The organism is Candidatus Palauibacter sp. (assembly GCF_965237495.1).
In the GTDB taxonomy this organism is placed as follows: domain Bacteria; phylum Gemmatimonadota; class Gemmatimonadetes; order Palauibacterales; family Palauibacteraceae; genus Palauibacter.
In genome coordinates, this window is sequence record NZ_OZ250143.1 from 3,204,756 (window position 1) to 3,222,800 (window position 18,045).

10 protein-coding genes and 1 pseudogene are annotated in these 18,045 nt (G+C 67.4%); 3 read left to right on the top strand and 8 right to left on the bottom strand.

Annotated features, from left to right (window positions below; all coding sequences use genetic code 11):
- Positions 1-64: 64 nt before the first annotated feature.
- Positions 65-3,280 carry a UvrD-helicase domain-containing protein gene (locus ACPXY0_RS14060; protein WP_423925581.1) on the bottom strand — a complete coding sequence of 1,072 codons (3,216 nt, stop codon included), beginning with the start codon at positions 3,278-3,280 and terminating at the stop codon, positions 65-67.
- On the bottom strand, positions 3,273-6,401 hold the full coding sequence (locus ACPXY0_RS14065) for a PD-(D/E)XK nuclease family protein (protein WP_423925583.1): 3,129 nt from the start codon (positions 6,399-6,401) through the stop codon (positions 3,273-3,275). Before ACPXY0_RS14065 ends, ACPXY0_RS14060 begins: the two co-directional genes overlap by 8 nt.
- 458 nt (positions 6,402-6,859) lie before the next feature.
- Here ACPXY0_RS14065 and ACPXY0_RS14070 point away from each other — a divergent pair, with 458 nt between their 5' ends.
- Positions 6,860-7,246, top strand: coding sequence for an NYN domain-containing protein (locus tag ACPXY0_RS14070; protein WP_423925585.1), 387 nt, complete (start codon positions 6,860-6,862; stop codon positions 7,244-7,246).
- Between the two features lie 108 nt (positions 7,247-7,354).
- Here ACPXY0_RS14070 and ACPXY0_RS14075 read toward each other — a convergent pair.
- From ACPXY0_RS14075 to ACPXY0_RS14090, 4 genes and pseudogenes are all read right to left on the bottom strand, one after another.
- Positions 7,355-8,566 (bottom strand): annotated as a pseudogene (locus tag ACPXY0_RS14075) (DEAD/DEAH box helicase); the annotation flags it as partial.
- Positions 8,563-9,852, bottom strand: coding sequence for an ATP-binding protein (locus tag ACPXY0_RS14080; RefSeq protein WP_423930691.1), 1,290 nt, complete (start codon positions 9,850-9,852; stop codon positions 8,563-8,565). The gene ACPXY0_RS14080 and the pseudogene ACPXY0_RS14075, both read right to left, overlap by 4 nt.
- A complete protein-coding gene (locus tag ACPXY0_RS14085) occupies positions 9,842-12,679 on the bottom strand; it encodes a TrlF family AAA-like ATPase (protein WP_423925587.1) in 2,838 nt (945 codons plus the stop codon). Before ACPXY0_RS14085 ends, ACPXY0_RS14080 begins: the two co-directional genes overlap by 11 nt.
- Positions 12,680-12,853: 174 nt before the next feature.
- Complete coding sequence (locus tag ACPXY0_RS14090) at positions 12,854-13,834, bottom strand: adenosine deaminase (RefSeq protein WP_423925589.1); 981 nt, start codon at positions 13,832-13,834, stop codon at positions 12,854-12,856.
- Between the two features lie 112 nt (positions 13,835-13,946).
- On the opposite strand from ACPXY0_RS14090, the gene ACPXY0_RS14095 reads away from it, so the two are divergent.
- Both ACPXY0_RS14095 and ACPXY0_RS14100 read left to right on the top strand, forming a co-directional pair.
- On the top strand, positions 13,947-15,332 hold the full coding sequence (locus ACPXY0_RS14095) for a sodium-dependent transporter (RefSeq protein WP_423925591.1): 1,386 nt from the start codon (positions 13,947-13,949) through the stop codon (positions 15,330-15,332).
- Between the two features lie 43 nt (positions 15,333-15,375).
- A complete protein-coding gene (locus ACPXY0_RS14100; RefSeq protein ID WP_423925593.1) occupies positions 15,376-16,998 on the top strand; it encodes an alkaline phosphatase family protein in 1,623 nt (540 codons plus the stop codon).
- Here the strand turns inward: ACPXY0_RS14100 and ACPXY0_RS14105 are convergent.
- Positions 16,952-17,680, bottom strand: a complete 729-nt coding sequence (locus ACPXY0_RS14105) for a DUF3108 domain-containing protein (protein ID WP_423925595.1) — start codon at positions 17,678-17,680, stop codon at positions 16,952-16,954. The genes ACPXY0_RS14100 and ACPXY0_RS14105 overlap by 47 nt on opposite strands.
- A gap of 28 nt (positions 17,681-17,708) precedes the next feature.
- The gene (locus ACPXY0_RS14110; protein ID WP_423925597.1) at positions 17,709-17,921 is read right to left on the bottom strand and encodes a hypothetical protein; all 213 of its coding nucleotides are present in this window, start codon (positions 17,919-17,921) and stop codon (positions 17,709-17,711) included.
- Positions 17,922-18,045 lie beyond the last annotated feature (124 nt).

Here is an 18,045-nt window from a genome sequence, read left to right on the forward strand (position 1 = left end):
AAACCTATCACCGGTGGCGGTCCAGTTCCCCGCACCCTAAGCCGTCCGCTACACACCAAGCTGGTCAGGTCGGATCCGGCCTCTTGCGCATCGGGACGAGTTCGTTCGGTCGGGTGAAGTGCAGGCCGACGGTGACCCGGCCGGCCATGCTCGCGGCGGCGGCCCGGTAGATGTCCGCCTGGATCGCATAGCCGCGGGCCACGCGCGGGGCCTGGGCGGCCGAGATGGGGTGCGTCTTGAAGTCGATCACCAGCGCGTCCAGCCGCTCGTCGAGGTCGAGCCCGCGGGCCAGCCGCTCGGGCACGGGGCCCGTGAGCCGCCGGTAGAGGTCGAACGCGCCGAAGCGCCAGTCACGCGCGCCTTCCAGGTGCGTGAAGGTGAGTTCCTTCCAGTAGTCGCGGCCGAGTGCGCCCTCCGTGTACCAGGCCCACTCCTCGCTCGCGGCCACCCGGCGGATCTCCTCCTCCAGCTGCTCGCGGTACTCGCTCCCGGGACGAAGCATGTGTTCGAGTTCCGGCTCGTCGAGCGAACCAATCGTCTCCTCGACGACGCGGGCGATCTCGGCCTCCGCCTCCAGCCGCTCGAGCACGCCGTGGATGATCTGGCCCCGGACCGTGGCGGGGAGTCCCGCCTCCTCCCTCGACGACGCGGGCGCGAAATGCCACGGGGCGAGCACCCCGTGCTCGTAGCGGCGGGCCCACTCTTCCGGCTCCTCGTCCCGCAGCATGAGTTCGGTGGCCGAGCGGGTCCAGCGAAGAGGGGGCGCGGCGAGAGGGCGGATCAGCGCCGGAGGCGCCGCCACCTCGTACCGGTTCAGCCACTCCAGCGTCGGCGGGCGGCCGGTCTGCGGGGCAGCCTGTACCTCTACGTCGCTTCGCGCCTCGGCCGCGCCGCGCGCGAGCCATTTGTCGTAGCCCTTCTCCCCACCCAATGGTCCCACGATGACGAGACGGTCCCGGGCCCGCGTCGCCGCCACGTACAGGAGGCGAGCCTCCTCCGCCGTCGACTCGAGTTCTTCGCGGCGTACGATCCGGTTGCCGCGCTCTCCCCGTTCGGACGCCTTGAGGCAGAAGAGGGGGCCGAGTTCGGGGTCCGCCCAGTACTCGTTCGAGCGCAGAGTCCAGAGTTTCCTGTCGACTCCGGTCAGGACGACGACCGGCCATTCCAGCCCCTTGGCCTGATGGATCGTCGACAGGGTGACGACATCGTCTTCCTTGGAATAGAGCGGGGCCTGCGGGAGTCCGACATCACGGTTCGTCGACCGGTCCCAGACCTGGAAGAAGGTGGAGAAATCGTGCGCGCGGTGGGACTCCGCGAAGTGGATGAGACCCTGGAGGTTCCCGAGAATCTCCTCCGCCCCCTCCATCAACAGCACGTGCAGCCGGTATCCGGTGCGCTCGAGCAACTCCTCGATGACTTCGTCGAGAGCGAGCCGCGGCGCGAGCTGGCGCAGGTCGTCGAGAACCGAGAGCCCTTCCTCCAGCGCCCGCCGTTCAATCGGGGTCAGCCGCGGGTGATCGGGAGCTTCCGGCCACTCCCCTTCCGCCAGCCACCGCTTCGCCTGGCGGAGGAGAGGGCCGCCGCGCTGGAGCATGCGGATGCGGGCGATCGTCTCGTCCCGGAGCCCGACGAACGGCGAGCGCAGGTAGCCGAAGGCGCGCACGTCGTCCCGCTCGTTCTGGAGCAGACGCAGCGCGTTGAGGACATCGAGGATCTCCTGGCGCTGGCCGAGGTGCGTCATGCCGGAGACGAAGTGGGGAATGCCGTAGCGCTTGAGCGCCGTCTCCATGTGCGTGAGCCCGGTGCGGGCGCGGTAGAGAAGCGCGACATCGCGGAAGGCCAGCCGACGAAGTTCGCCCGTGTCCGGATCCCGGATCTCGGCGCGGCCCACCGAGTCGAGGATCCACGACGCGATGTGTACGGCCTCGGCTTCCCGCTGCTCCGCGGCCCGTCCCTTCGGTACCCCGACCCACTCGACGCCGGTCTGGGCGTGGTCGGGGATCCCGGCCACGAGATCCGCGTAGTCGATCCGGCTCTCGGGGCGTTCGTCAGCGAGCGTGGTCCCCGTCTCCTCCATCGCCGCCCCGCTCACAACGTTCACGAAGTCGACGATCGGAGGGGCGCTGCGGAAGTTCCGCGGCAGATCGAGGACCTCGCCCTCGTCCGCGAAGTCGGCGGCGACGGCGTTCCACACCGAGATGTCGGCGCCGCGGAAGCGGTAGATGCTCTGCTTCGGATCCCCCACGAGAAAGAGCTGGGGACGGTCCACCCCGCGCGCGATGGCGAAGGCGATGTCGCGCTGCGTGAAGTCGGTATCCTGGAATTCGTCGATGATCAGCATCCGGTAGCGATCTCGGATCGCGGCCAGGGCGGCGCCCCCGGACGGGCCGAGGAGGAGATCGGACGCCCCCAGGACGAGGCTGTCGAAGTCGCGCTGGTTCTCCTCCTCCAGCCAGGCGTCCCAGCGGGTGCGCGCCTCGAGCGCCAGCTCAACCAGCTGTGAGCAGATGGCGAGCGCCTCCTCGTCCCGCTCCTCGAACTCCGCGCACGCGGCCGCCAGCGCGGAAAGGTCGAGCACGGAAGGGCGAGCCTCGACGGCTGCGGGAAAGAGCTCGAGGAAATCGCCCGACACCGGTTCGGGATCCGTTTCCTCGACGGGCGGCGTGTCGCGGGGCAGCCACTTCGCGTACCGCGCCTCCCGCCAGCGGAGGTCGCGCATTACATCCCGCACGTGATCGATGGCGCCCTTGGTGTGCGCCGAGCCCGTGAGCCCCAGCCGGCGGACTATCGCCTGCGTGGCCGGGTCCTCCTCATCGAGCCTCTCCAGAAGCAGCGCCTTGATGAGTTCGTCCTGCTCGGCCGACGCTCCGTCTTCATCGAGGATCTCGAAGGTGGGATCGATCCCCAGGCGCAGGGCGTGTTCGCGGAGCAGTTCGCCGCAGAACGAATGGATGGTGCCGACGGAGGCCCGGTCGATTTCCCAGCGCAGTTCGTCGCCGCGCGGCGACGCCTCGATCCGCCGCCGAAGCTGCCGCTTGAGGTCGTAGGCCGCCTTCTCCGTGAAGGTGATGGCGGCGATCTCGTCCAGCCGACAGGGGTCGGCCGGGGGATCGAGCGGTTCGCCCCTCTCCTCGCTGATCCCGAAGGGGAGGCCGAGGCGCCACATGATCTTGCCGACCACGGTCGTCGTCTTGCCCGTGCCCGCGTTCGCCACCAGCAGCGTATCGTCCTCGGACCGGATCGCGCGCACCTGCTCGGGGGTCCACAGGAGCTCAGCCATCGGCGACCTCCCCGGAGTCGTTGAAGCGATGGCCCTCGCGGAGTCGCGCGTCGTTGCGCCGGATCTCGAGTTCGGGATCCCAGGGTTTCCAGCCGCCCTTCCGCGAGGCGACGGCCTCGAAGCATCCGCTCCGCACCCGGCCGGGGATGGAGAGCGCCAGCGAGATAGCCCGGTCGTAACTGGGCGTACCGAACTTGACCAGACCTCCGTTCTGGGGGCTCCCCGGGCGCTTGATCGACCGGTAGCGGCTGGAGCCCATCTCGTAGCCCCGATCGGCCAATATCCGCGCGTAGAGCACGCCCTGGAGGGCGGTCGCGTCGTCGAAGTCCGGTGCGCCCGGGGTCCCGCCGCTCTTGTAGTCGAGTACGTGGTGAACCCCGGCCCCCTCCCCGCCCCGGTCCACCCGGTCTATGCGGCCGCACAGGCGCAGGCGTGAGGCCCGCCCGCGCACGTCCTCGCCGTCGAGGAACGTGACCTCCTCGTCGAAGCCGAAGCCCACCTCCGTCTCGACGGGGCGCTCGCCCTTCTTCGCCATGTGCTCCAGTTCCCAGGCGATGTAGCCGCGGACCGCCCGCACGATCCCCTCCCGGGTCTGTTCCCAGAGGGAGGCGACGCCGAACCACTCTCCCTCCTCCTCTCGCCTGGCGCAGACCTCCCGGGAGATCTCCGCGAGGCGGTTCTCGGCGGGACCCGCAAGGGTTAGAGGGAGCCGGTCCTTGAACTCGGCGTAGAAGCGCTCGAGGATCTCGTGCGCGACGCTCCCGAAGGCGAGAGGTGTGGTCTCTTCCTCCGCTTCCTCGACCCCTTCGAGCCAGAGCACGCGGTCCATGAGGAAAGTGAAGGGCGCCCGGGCGTAGGCTTCGAGCTTGCTCGCCGACCACCGGTAGTCCTCGCCGAAACGGCGCCCCAGTTGCCCAAGCACATCCGGATCGCGCAGGTGACCGTTCCATGGGTTGGGTCGATATGCGGGGTGCAGGGCCGGCGTGAGGCTCGATGCCTGAGCCGGCAGGAGGAACCCGGGGTAGCGGTCGAGCCCCGGCCCGCGGTGAACCTCGGCGGCCGCCGCCACGATGGCCCGCGCGATGCGTCCGGGGCGGGCGGGCGCAATCCGGGTCCGCCGGGCCGTGTCCGAGCCTCCCAGCGCCTGGTGCAGTGCGAAGGCGGCGCGCTCGTCGGCCTCGACCGGCGTGAGAGGCTCCCGGTCGTCCGAGGGACGGCGGACGCGGGGCAGTCCCACGCTGTCATCGTGCTCCGGGACCATGAGCGAGGGGAGGAGGGGCGTGCCGCCCGCGTCCGTCGTCCGGTAGCTGATCCACACCGAGCCCGCCTGCTGCGTCACCGCGCGCCACAGTCCCCGCTCCCGCCGCAGGGTCTCGTCCCGGTACGCGACCGGAAGCCCGAGTGCGGCGAGACGGCGGCGTTCGACATCGGTGAACACGCCCGTGGAACCCGTCGTGCGGGGGAACTCGCGGTCGTTGGCATGCACGACGAAGGTGTGGGCGAAGGGGACCAGCGCCGCGTCGTGCGCTTCGAGGACCTGGACCCCCTTCTGCCCCGGGGTGGAGAGGACGAGTTCGTTCGCCTGCAGGAGCTTCCTCAGGAGGGCGTGCCACGCCGCCGGCTCGAGAGGGTCGTCGGCGTGGTCGAGGCCCCGCCACTCCGCCAGCAGCCGTTCGAGGAGGTGGATGCCCCGCTGGTCGGCGCGCACGACTTCCCACCTTTCCTCGACGGGGTCGCACACCCGCCGCCTCAGTCGGAAGACGCCGCGATCCTTCTTCAGGAGGTCGAGCGTGATGTCGATCCAGTCAGCCTCGGGGCGGGCCCTCCCCAGGGGTTCGAGCACCTCGCGCATGGCCTCGAGGGCCTCGATGTCCTTTCCCACCCGGTCGGCGAAGAGTCCGCGGCCGCGGACTTCGCGCGCCTTGTCGTCCACGAGCTTCCGGAGCCGTTCGAGGCTCTCCCCCCATGCGCCAAGCCCCACGACCCGCCGGTTCGCCGCCACCGCGTCGACGCTGCGCAGGTCCATGCGGGTGTCGAAGTAGGGGTGTTCGAGGACGGCGCGCAGGGCGCGGTAGTCCCAGTTCCGCGCCGCCCCCCGCAGGATGAGGAGGAGCGCCTTGAGCGCCGGGATCTCGACCAGCGAGGACCGGATGCGGGCGCTGGCGGGGACACCGGCGCGAATCAGCGCCCGGAACGCGCGGTGGGTGTTGTCGCGGCCGGATCGCGCCACGACGGCGACCTGATGCGGTTCGGCCTCCCCCGCGGACAGAATCTCCTTGACCTGCCGCGCGACCCAGGTCATCTCGCGCGCGGCGTCGGGGACCGGCTGCACCTGCGGGGGACGGACTTCGGCGGCGTCGTCGGGACCGCCGATCAGCTCCGTGCGGGCCGCCAGCGCATCGAAGAAGGGGTCCGGCTCGGACTCCAGCGGGAGGTAGAGACGGACCTCCACCTCCTCCTGCCGGGCGAGCGCCGTGAGCATGCGGCGGCGCGTGCGCGGACTCGCGATGCTGTAGACGTGAAGTTCCCGCGCCCCCCCGATGGCCGCGGGCAGCCCGCCCGCCTCGATTCGCTCGGCGATGTGGGCGTTGACCGAACGCGAGTCCAGGAGGCCGCGTTTCCGGAGCGCGTCCAGATACGCGCGGTAGACGGCGACGACCCATTCGTTGCGCCGCAGGGCGAAGTCGTCGCCGCCCAGCCGGCCCAGCGCCCGCGCCAGTTCGTCCGGCGAAACGCCTTCCGGCAGCAGGTCGCCCAGCAGCGCGTCGAGCATGTGCCCGCGGATCACGCCGTCCCCCCGGCCGGGCTCCCTGCCGAGGATCCGGCGGCCGAGCCGGGCCGCGTGCCGGCTCACCAGGCGACGCCGCGTGAGCAGTCCGACCGGCCTGTCCCGGATCCCGAACCGCTCGGTCAGCTCCCCGAACAGCGTGACGGGCGGGTCGAGCCAGCCGGGCCGGCCGCGCTCGTAAGCCGCTTCGTACAGGAGGTCCCGCAGATTCCGGTGGTTGAGCCAGATCCACGCATCAGAACTGGTCGGCGACGCGGATCCCGCGAGAAAACGGTCCGCGCACGCCTGCCATAGGGGGGCAGCAGCCGGCGCGCGAACTACGGTGACCGGCACGCGTCAGGATCCGGAGCAGTCGATGGTCATCTCCCAAGGGCGGAATTCAAGCCCGACGGTGGTCACGCGCGTCCGCCACGTCAAGCTGGAGATGGTCCCCCGTGGCGACCGGCTTGATGTCGTTCGCTCGACTTGCTAGGTTACCGCTAACACCCCCTGTGGCTTCGACCGCAGGGCGCGGGGCCTCCTCGGAGGCCCCTGCTTCTTTTAAGGCAGTCAGCGATGCGCACATTTGTCTATGTAGACGGCTTCAATTTGTATTACGGAGCCCTCAAGGGTTCGTCATCGAAATGGCTGGATCTGGTCGCGTTGTTCGAGAAGGTGCTGCAGGCGCATCACCGGATCCTCGCGGTCAAGTACTTCACGGCCCGAGTTTCGGGAACGCCGCCGACCAATTCAAGCCGCGGAGACAGAATCTGTATCTCCGCGCTCTCCAGCGGTACCGGCCCGAGGTAGAGGTGTATTTCGGGCACTTCCTGAGCCATCCGGTACGGGCTCCGCTCGCGAACCCGGTCGGAAGCCAGCGCACGGCCGAAGTGATCCGCACCGAAGAGAAAGGCTCGGACGTTAATCTCGCGGTGCATCTACTCAATGACGGCTGGCTGGATGCCTACGACTGCGCGGTGGTCGTGACGAACGACAGCGACATCGCTGAAGCAATGCGCCTCGTAAGGAAACAACTCTCAAAGCAGATCGGCCTCGTGACACCGGGGACCAGGCGGCCGTCACGCCAGCTCATGGAGCACGCGAACTTCTCGACGCGTATTCGGCCCAACGCTCTGCAGTGCTCACAACTGCCGGATCCGATTCCGGGAACGCGCATTCGAAAACCCGTGCTTTGGTAGGGTGATGGTTCGGAGGCCGGGGACTACTACTCTTTCTCGAACCCGTGGCTTCTGAATTTTAATGTTTGCCCGTTCTCCGTGACGGTACGGACCACATGATCGGGCGTTCAGGCTGCTCTTCAGCCGCTCCCGTCTCCGTCGGAGCGATTCGTGAATCGCGGCGGGCGACGAGGCGAGGCGCCGCTGAAGGATCGTGAGTGCGAAGCCGCTCGTACCTGCACGCTTGTTGTCCTTCAGGGCGGCGGCGCGCCCCCACTCCTCGCGCACGTACGCGGTGACTTCCTAGTAAAGTTGCGCTTCCCGCGCGGACAGCCGATAGGGCACGGTATACGCGATCCGCTCCGGGAAGAGTCGGGTCGAATCGAACTTGAGCAGGTTCTCCTTCACCATGCGGCGCATCAGGTCCGAGGTGTCGGTCATGTGCACGCCGTCCCGGAACCGGCCCTCGAAACGGTCGCCGTCCAGGAGCGCCATGAAGAGCTGGAAATCCTGCTCCTTCCCGTTGTGCGGCGTCGCCGTCATGAGCAGGAAGTGGCGTGTGACACCAGAAAGAAGCTGCCCGAGCCGGTGTCGCTTCGTGTATTTGACCTCGTTGCCGAAGTAGCTGGCCGACATCTTGTGCGCCTCGTCGCACACCACGAGATCCCACTCGGCGTCGGGCGCCTGGAGCTTCGTCTGGACGTTCTCGTCGCGCGCGAATTTGTCGAGCCGCCCGATCACGAGGTTCGCCTCCAGGAACCAGTTCCCGGTGCGCGCCGCCTCGAGCTTGTCGTTCGTCAGGATCTCGAAAGGGAGGTTGAAACGCCGGTACAACTCGTCCTGCCACTGCTCGGCGAGCCCGCCGGGGCACACGACGAGACACCGCTTGAGGTCGCCGCGCGCGATCAGTTCCTTGATCAACAGCCCGGCCATGATCGTCTTCCCGGCGCCGGGATCGTCGGCGAGCAGGAAACGGAGCGGCTGCCGCGGCAACATCTCCTGGTACACGGCCGTGATCTGATGCGGCAGCGGCTCAACGTCCGACGTGTGGACGGCAAGAAGGGGATCGAACAGGTGAGCCAGCCGAATCCGCTGCGCCTCGGAGACCAGGCGGAACAGGGCACCGTCGCCATCGAAACCCCACGGACGCCCGCTCTCGACGATGTCCAGTTCGCCCTCATCTTGCCGGTACAACAGCCGGTTATCGACTCCGCCGTCCAGAGTCTTGAAGGTCAACTCCAGCGCCTCGGAGCCAAACCACTTGACGCTGACGACGGTGACCAGCGAGTCGGGCAGGATGCCCCGAACCGCCGCGTCCGGCGTCAGTTCCTCGAGCGTCACCCGCCCGACACTCCCTCCTCTGTTCGCTCGCCGGGCGCGAAGATCGTCAGCAGCAGCTCCTCGTCCCCAATCATGCGGTACTCGGGCTTGCGGCCCGCCAGCCTCTGGCTGTTGTCGAGGACCATTCGCACGCCTTCACCCCGCCGGTCCATGAGCGTACGGCGGCCCGTTCGAAGGCCGGGAATACCGTCGGGGACCGCGCACTTGGCGAGCAGGCTCGTGAGAACCTCGTATCGCGATGATTGCAGGTACGGAAGATTCTCGATCGTCATGGTGTTGGGAAGACGCCCCGGCGAATAGAGTTCCAACCGGTCCGCGAACAGCCTCAGCCGTATCTTCGAGCCGTGAATCGAATAGTCCCGGTGGGCCACCGCGTTCACCATTGCCTCGAACACGGCCGTCATGTCGAACGCCGGGCGGTCGATCCGGCCCACATCCTTGAACGCGGCCACCCTCATGTTCTTCGCGACGAAGCTGCACGCATCCCGTACCTGAGCGTCCAGCGGCCCAGACAGATCCGCCGCGTCGAGCTGGTACGGATCCGCTGAAGTGCTCGACCGAACCTGGGTTCCACGGTAAGCGACGGCCTGAACGAAGGCGTTTGGCAGCCACCGCCGCGGATCGTCGGTCGCCATCAGTATCCCTGCCACCGTGGGCCGCAGGACGCCGTCGGGACCCACCCGCGCCAGCCGGAGTTTCGACAAGAAGTCGTCCTTTGCATCGACCGAACGGTGGGTGCGAAAACGCTCCCACAGCGCCTCAGATAGGGCATCCACGCGCACGCCCGATACGGTCTGTTCATCGAAACGGACGATCCCGCTTTGGCTCCGGTGCTGGATCAATCTCGCAAGGTATTCGGGCGACATGGGCCGCTTCTCGTCAGCAACCCGGTGCAGGTATCCGCCGGGACTTCGATGAACCCACAGACTCGGTGGAATCTCGACCTTAATGACGGCGGCTTCGTCACCCGCCTCGGTTGGCAGTAGCAGGCGTTCGATGACCGGAATCACCGGCGGCTTTATCGAATCGGTACAAAGCTGGCGCAACCAGACCATCACGTCGTCGAGCCGGTCGAACGGAATACCTACGATCTGGCGCGACTGGTCCTCCACTCCAAGCAAGCAGACTCCCCCGCGACTGTTTGCGAACGCGGCTAATTCGTCGGCGAGGCTGTCCCGGGTTGGTCCGCGTATCTTCGATCCGGCAAACCGGACCTCCTTCAGTTCCAAGAACGAGCTTTCTCCGAGCCGGATATTGTCCAGCAACTCCTTCTTGCTATCGAACACCCGGCTCATCTCCCAGCCGCCGGTATCTACGCTCGAATGCGTCTCGGCCACCCTCCATCACCCGGCACACTTCGTCTCGGATCTCACGCTCCTGCAGAGATCCCTCCCGCGCAACGCGGCACTGACCCGCGGAAAAATCCATGACGTGCAGCATCTCCGCATCGCCGTTCACCACGATGTTCGGATTGTGCGTGACCACGATGATCTGGCGTTGAAGCTTGTTCTCCCTAATCTGTCGCACTACCAGGTCGTAGATCAGCTTGTTATCCAGATCGTCCTCCGGCTGGTCGAGGATCAGCGGCTCGTCGCCGTGCGCGAGAAGGAAGGCCAGCATCGCCGCCGAGCGCTGGCCCGCCGATGCCTGAGCGATGGGCCGGAAGTCGCGGCCGTCTCCCTTGGGGCTGTATTCGACGGTCAGACCATCCCCGGGAAACCACGCCAACAGTCTATCGAGAAACTCGGGGGCCTTCCCGAACTCACGCTCGCAGTAATTGTTGAAGTGACCACCGAAATCGCCATTCCCTTCGCAGGCCGATTCGAATCGCAGCTTAAGGTCCTGCAACTTCTGTTCGTGGACTTCCGCCGGATCAGAAGCTGACGGCGACACGTCTAGAACCAGCTCCGCCACGATCCCCTTCGCCGGCTGCCCATCCTCCCGTACGAGAATGTCTTCCCTGAAGCGGTCGTCGAGCACATTGAGGATCTCCCGCAGGTGACGCTCCATCACTAGAGGGTCGGGCTCGTAGGGCCGTATCTCCATGCGCACGAACGGATCCCCCGCAAGCGCCCCAGCAAGGAACTCCTGCCGGATGCGACTCAGTTGACGGCGCAATCGACCGATCTCCAGCAGTTGCGCGTCGGCGCGTCCTCTCAGCCTGTCTCGCTCCTCGCGTTGCGACTTGAGTTGCTCGCGCTCGCTGAGAATCCGCCGACGCTCCTGCACGAGCGCGCCGTACTGTTCCGGCCCGTCAACGCCGACGGAGCGGAGCGCTTCGACCAACTCCTCGTAGCGTTCCGTCGCCTCGCCGCACGCGTCGTGCCAGGCGCTTTCCCCCAGCATCGCCCGCTGCGACGCGGCCTTCGCAAGAAGCTGCCGAGCGGTCGAGCGCAGCCGCTCAGCGGCGTCTCGCATCGCCTCGTGGAGCGCAGAGATGGTTTCGGCCGCGTCGTCCTCTTTCGACTCCTCGCCAAACACGTCAACCGGAACGTCTGTCGGATCGAGATCGTCCGCCGTGTGTTCGATTCGTTCCGCAGCCTCCGTTACTTCGCGGAACTGCCGATCAACCTCGGCGCGCTGGCGGCCCCTCCGTCGATACTCTCTCAGAACGGTCCTGTGCGCTGCCTCCTCGAAGCGTTCCAGCTTGCGTTCGACATCCTCCTGCTCGACCACCAACTCGTCAGGTCGCCGCGACAGCCGGGCGTCGAGTTCGCGAACGCCGGCTCGCGTCGAATAGAAGGCCGAACGGGCTTTCTCCAGATCCTCCCGCAGCGCCGAGGTGTTGGCCGCCTGATCGATGACGTGCATCAAGGCCTGCCGATCATCCGCAGCCAAACCGGCGATCTGGCCTTGGCTGAAGATCCGGATCGGAAACCGGTCGGGCGGAACCGATTGGGACGCCGATTCGACCCAACTTCCGTCATCCTTTTGGTCCTCAACCGCCGTGCCTTGCCCGTCGTTCCGCCAGTTTACCCGATGGCGGACCCCATGCCGCAGTACAGACCACTGGAGTTCGGTTTCAGGCGTCAGGCCTCCGCGGGCCATCCGACTCCGCGGTACGCGACCGAAACGGTCGAAGGTCACGCGCGCCTCGCTTCCCTCCTCCAGGTGCGCGAGTTCGCCATCCCGTCGCGATGCCAATCTCAGCGCATGGATGACGGTGGACTTGCCGGTCCCACGACCGCCCACGAGCGCGCTTAGCCACGGACTGAACCTGAACTCGGCCGATTCGCCCCGCCCCATATAGCGAGCGTCGCTGATTCGGATGCCTTCGACACAATGAGTTGGAACGTGGAACGGATCGAAGGGTTCGGGCTCGTCGCTGCGTCGAATCGAGTAACTCGCCCCGTCAAGAAGAGCCAGACGCAGTGCGTCGAGCGCGGGCTGCGCCATTTTCACCCATGTGTACCGTGCACCCAGTTTGTCGGGCTCGTGCGCGTCCGAGCCCAGCACCTCCGCCCACCTCAGGTGTCTCTCCGTGTATATCTGCGGTTTCCGGGTATTCGGATCGACCACCTCCGCAGCCAGAATCGCGTTGCTGTCCAAGACTTGTGCGACGGTCACGGCGTCCAGAAGCGCACCTGCGTCGGACTCGCTTCTCAGCTGGAGCAATCCCTTGGGGCGGTCCACATGCGCCGGGATGGGGATGGCCCCAGCGTCAAGGACCGCTTGAACGGTTTCGATGGGCGACTTTCTGGTGGCGGCGCCGTCGTGGCCCTGCCGGCCGCGGTATCCGACGGATCCAAGGAGCCCCTCGATGTCCGCCGTCTTCGCATCGAGGTCGAAGAGCGCCAACAGGTGAAACCCCCCATTGACGGTCAGTTCAACGCCCGGAAACAGATACAGAGGGCGAAACTCCTCGTGCTGCTGTTCCTCCAACGCCTCGAGTGCAGACTTGAGGCGGTCAATCCACGCGCCGGAGTTGTGGTCCGTGACGCCCACGCAGTCGAGGCGCGCTCGCATGCAGGCAAGCAACCACTCCTCGGGCGTGACATCGGAGGTCACATCCGAGGACGCGGGCGTGTGGGTGTGGAGGTCGAAGCTCCACCACCGGGCACCCGGGTAGGGCCAAGGGGCGGTCGGATCCGTCACGCGGCGTCGTTTCGGCACATGTAAGAAATGTTGTCGGTCCTAAGCATCACGATTCGTCCCGTGTGGCCGTGATCGCTTGGCCCCCTAGCCCTACTCTTCGTCTCGCTGGCACCGGAGGCGGCCCGTCCGCGCGTTGGGTCGAGGCCGAATCTAGCCTATCAACGAGGATCGCGCCGTTGCTCAAAGCCATCATCATGGCGGCGCGACGCTGAACGAAGCTTCGAAAGCGTTGCGGGCCAGTGTCTCGATGTCCTCGACCGAGAGGCCCACGGCCTCGGCGACCCGGCGGAAGTTCTCGTTGATGTAGCCGCCGAAGTAGGCCGGGTCGTCGGAGTTCACCGTGGCGAGGAGGCCCAGGTCGAGCATGCGCCTGATCGGGTGGGCGGCGAGGTCGTCGACGACGCGGAGCGCCAGGTTCGACAGCGGGCACACGGTGAGGGGGATGCGGTCCTCCCGCAGGCGGGCGACGAGGGCCTCGTCCTCCAGGGCGCGGTTCCCGTGGTCGATGCGTTCGACGCCGAGGATGTCCAGCGCCTCCCACACGTACTCCGGCGGACCCTCCTCGCCCGCGTGCGCGACGAGGCGGAGGCCAAGATCGCGGGCGGCCTCGAAGACGCGGGCGAACTTCGAGGGCGGGTGGCCGACTTCGCTCGAGTCCAGACCCACGCCCAGCAGCCGGTCCAGATACGGCTCGGCTTCCTCCAGCGTCTCGAACGCTTCCCTCTCGCTGAGGTGACGCAGGAAACAGAGGATGGGGGAGACGCTCACGCCCCGCTCCCGGGAGCGGACGATGGCCTGCTCGAGGCCGTCCATCAGCGTCCCCAGCGGCACGCCACGCCCGGTGTGCGCCTGCGGGTCGAAGAACATCTCGACGTGGACGACCCCGTCCGCGGCCGCCCGTCGCAGGTAGGCGTCGGCGAGCGCGAAGAAGTCCTCCTCCGTCCGGAGCACGTTCATCCCCTCGTAGTAGAGGTCGAGGAACTCCTGGAGGTTCGCGAAGGAGTACGCCCGGCGAACCTTCTCGACGCTCCGGTACGGCAGCGACACGCCGTTCCGGCGGGCGAGGTCGAACATCATCTCCGGTTCAAGCGAACCCTCGACGTGAATGTGGAGTTCGGCCTTGGGCACGTCGCGAATGACCTCACTCAGCAGCCCCGGCATGGACTTCGGCATCGATCCTCCGCGCGGTCTGGTGGCCCCTCAGCGGGACGGGGTAGAATAGACGGGCAGTCGCCCCGGGGGCGAAGGCCCCCACCTCGACCAACGCCCGACCGGACATGTCCCCATGAGTCAACCCCGCGATAACTGGAGTTCCAGCGCCGGCCTCGTGCTCGCCGCGACGGGCAGCGCGATCGGCCTCGGCAACCTGTGGAAGTTCCCGTTCATCACGTGGCAGAACAACGGCGGGGCCTTCGTCCTCGTCTACCTCATCTGCATCCTCGCCGTCGGCCTGCCGATCATGATGGCGGAGCTTCTCATCGGGCGCCGCAGCCAGAAGAGCGCGGTCGGGGCGCTCAAGGAGGCGGCGGGACCCTGGTGGGGGATCGTCGGCGGCTGGGGCGTGCTCGCCGGCTTCATCCTTCTCAGCTACTACACGGTCATCGCGGGCTGGTCGCTCTACTACTTCGCCCAGTCCATCGGCTGGTCGTTCGGTGGCTACCCCGCCGGAATGGCGGCGGGCGACCTGTTCAACGAGCAGGTGGGGAACGCCGGCCTCCAGCTCATGCTGTCGCTGGGCTTCAGCATCGCAACGATCGCGGTCGTCTACTTCGGGGTGAGCAAGGGGATCGAACGTATCGCCCGCATCTTCCTCCCCATCCTGTTCGCCATCCTTCTCCTCCTTCTGGTGAGCGCGCTGGGGATGAGCGGGTCGGGAGAGGCGCTGCGTTTCATCTTCCGCGCGAACTTCGCGGAGCTGGAAACGAGCGGGGTCCTTGAGGCGCTGGGGCACTCCTTCTTCACCCTCTCCCTCGGGATGGGGGCGATGATCACCTACGGGTCCTACATCTCGCGCAAGCAGTCCATCGTGAAGGCGTCCGCGGCGATCGTGGGGCTGGACACGCTGATCGCCCTCGTGGCCACGGTGATCATGTTCTCCGTCATCTTCTCGGTCGCGGGGATGAGCGACCAGGTGAGCGGCTCGCCGGTGGGGATGCTCTTCATCTCGCTGCCCCAACTGTTCTACACGGCCGTGCCGTTCGGTGTCGTGCTGGGGCCGCTCTTCTACGTGCTGGTGGCGCTGGCGGCGCTGACTTCGACGATTTCCCTGCTCGAAGTCGTGACGAGCTACCTCATCGATGAGCGGGGCCTGGGCCGACACAAGGCCGCGGTCCTCTCCGGCGCCTCGATCTTCGTGTTCACCATTTTCGCGGCGCTTTCGTTCACGGGGACGCCGTTCCTCGCCACGCTGGAGATCTTCGCGGGCAAGGTGGGCTGGTTCTCGACGGTCGACCACTTCGTGTCCAACTGGATGCTCCCCACCGGCGGGTTCGCGATCACGCTGGCGGCGGGCTGGTTCATGACCCGGAACGCGACGGAACGGGAACTGATGGACGGCACGGAGCCCCGCTGGTTCCGTTACGGGGCGTGGCGTTTCTTCATCCGCTGGGTGGCGCCGCTCGCGGTGGGCGCGATCATCATCTCGGTGATCCTCGGACGCGACTTCAGCTGACGGGAGCCGGACCGCAAACGACCTGCGCCGGGGTTTGCCGCTGATGCGTCCGCGCCCATGCGCCCCTGTCCTCTTCGGCGTGGCGGCGGCCCTCGGGCTCGTCTCTGCGGGGTGCGGGGAGGGTGGTTCCCGCGCGGACACCCCCGGGGAGCGCGTCGCGCGAGCGGAGCCGGAGCGCGAGGCGATCGTGCGGGCGCTGGCCCGCGCATACTTCCCGGGCCGCGTGGGGGATATCGCCGTGATCCCCGGTCCGAGGGCCATCATCACGTCGCCGGGCCCCGACTACCGGTACATGCACGGCAGCCCGTGGTCGCATGACACCGCGGTGCCGCTCCTGCTGTACGGTCCGGGCGTCTTCGAGCCCGGCACGTATCGGGGGCCGGCCTCGCACCAGGACATCGGGGCAACGCTGACCACGCTGCTCGGGCTGCCGCCGCGAGCCGACGTGACCGGACGTCCGCTGCGCGCCGCGTTCTCGGACGCCGGGAACGAAGCCGACGGCGGGCAGGGCGACGCGGGGGCCCGCCCGGGGCTCGTGGCCGTGCTGGTGCTGGATGCGATGCGGGCGGACTACCTCGACCGCTACGCCGACCTTCTCCCCAACTTGACTCGGCTCGCGGCGAGGGCCGCCCGGTTTGCGGAGACCCGAGTCGACTACGTCCCCACGAACACCTCGACCGCGCACACGACGCTCTCGACCGGCACCGACCCGTCGGTACACGGAATCGTGGGCAACACGCTGTACGACCGCCGGACGGGCCAGTCGACGGTCGCGTACGAGGGTGCCTCTCCCCACAACCTCATGGCGCTTACGGTCGCTGACCGCTGGGGAGTGGCGACGCGCGGGCGGGCGGAGATCGTCGTCCAGGGGGGTACGGACTACCCTGCGGTGGCGCTGGCGGGTCACGGGAAGTGCATCCTCGGTGGCCACTCCGTGTGGCTGGCCTTCTACGACTCCGGCAGCGGCGGCTGGACTACGAACGAGGCGTGTTTTCGGCTTCCGCCGGCGGCCCGCGAACTCCACTTCGGTCGGCGACTCGACGCCGTCGACCGGCTTTGGCTCGGCCACGAACTCGACAGCTACGGAGAGGCCCGGCGTTCGGCCCTTTTCTCGGGATTCGAGGGAGAGGCAGCGGTCGCCTTCATCGAAGGAAGCGCCTTCGGTGAGGACGATGTCACGGATCTCTTCCTCGCCAACCTGAAGGGGACGGACTACGTGTCCCACAAGTACGGCCCCTTCTCGCCGGAGATGGAGGCGACGCTGGAGGAACTGGACGGGTGGCTGGGCCGGATCGTGGAAGCGCTCGAGGCGAAGGCGGGTCCCGGCGGGCTGGCCCTGGTCGTGACGGCGGACCACGGGATGCCCGACACCCCCTCGAGCGACGACCTGTGGGCCACCTACGGCGACGTGACGGCGTGGCTGAACGAACGTGTCGACCCCGGCGGGCCGGGCGTGGTGGCGTTCTACGAGGGCTCCGAGAACCAGATGTACCTCGACCCCGAGCGGCTGGAGGCGCTGGGGCTGGAGCCGGACGACATCGCCCGGACGCTGGAGGAATCGCCGGTGGTGCGGTTCGCGATTACGGAGCGGGAGGTGCGGCAGGCGCGCCAGGCTCGTTCTACGAGGGAGGATCCGGCGACACGTCGCCGGGATGGAATTCCCTGAGGTACAGCGTGAGGCGTCCGTGCAGGGTCTCGGTCGTGACCATGACGATGGGGTGGGGGGGGTCGACGGCCACATGGATCCGGGCGTCCGACTCCGGCTTGAACATCGACATCCCCGGGATCACCGCCCGCAGGATGTAGACGTCGAACCGTCCCGCGGGGACTCGCGTCCGATCCCGGCGTTCAAACTCGAACATGGCGGGGCTGTCCTCGGCCAGGTAGTAGCGGTCGATGCGGAAAGAGGTCTCTCCCGACGCGATCCGGCGCCGCATTTCGTACAGGATCGCGACGTCATCGAGCGGGGCTTCGGGGAGCATGACTTCGCGCGGTGGATCGGACGCATCGGGGTCCGTCGGATCCGCGATCTGACCGTCCAGGTGTTCGACACGCAGCCGCCGCTCGGGCTCATCGAGGTGGACCCGCCAACTGGTGCGCTTTCGTCCCTCCTGGATGAACCGGTCGAAGCGCAGAGAGCGAAGCGGCGCCAGCATCACCCAGCTTGTCTGCCGATCGTGGATCCTGAAGAACGGAATGGGGGCCCCGAAATCAACCTCGAGGCGGTAGATGTCCTCCCCGGCGACCGTCTCTCTATCCGCGACGGTCAGTTGGTTGCTCCCGAGTTGAACGGGGCCGAACTGGACGCCGAACTCCATGGTCTCGCCCACCGCCAGGGTCTCGCCCACCGCCAGGGTCTCGCCCGCAGCCGCAGTGTCAGCTACCGCCTGACCGGAGAGCGGCGCGGCGGCCGGCAGGCCGACGCACCCCGCGGCGATGAACGGCGAGATGAATCTCGACGGAGAGCGCCGCCGGGACCGCGAAGTCCATCGCGCAGTCGAGCGCCTTGGCGATCCCCTGTTGCGCATAGTCCGGCAGCTCCCGCTCCGCGTAGTAGATGAGGACCAGAAGAAGTACGGGCGCGAGCACGGGAAATCCATACAGCGCCTCAACCGCCAGGCTACTTGATCCGGTCTCCGCGGTTCGGAGCCGCTTGTTGCGCCGGCGTGACTTCTCGTTCAATCGTGCGTGACCCGTGTGCAATACCCTGCCG

Bases quoted from the DNA above. Each gene is read 5' to 3' on its own strand.
- ACPXY0_RS14060 (WP_423925581.1), bottom strand. From the start codon at position 3,280: ATGGCTGAGCTCCTGTGGACCCCCGAGCAGGTGCGCGCGATCCGGTCC.
- ACPXY0_RS14090 (WP_423925589.1), bottom strand. From the start codon at position 13,834: ATGCCGAAGTCCATGCCGGGGCTGCTGAGTGAGGTCATTCGCGACGTG.
- ACPXY0_RS14095 (WP_423925591.1), top strand. From the start codon at position 13,947: ATGAGTCAACCCCGCGATAACTGGAGTTCCAGCGCCGGCCTCGTGCTC.
- ACPXY0_RS14100 (WP_423925593.1), top strand. From the start codon at position 15,376: ATGCGTCCGCGCCCATGCGCCCCTGTCCTCTTCGGCGTGGCGGCGGCC.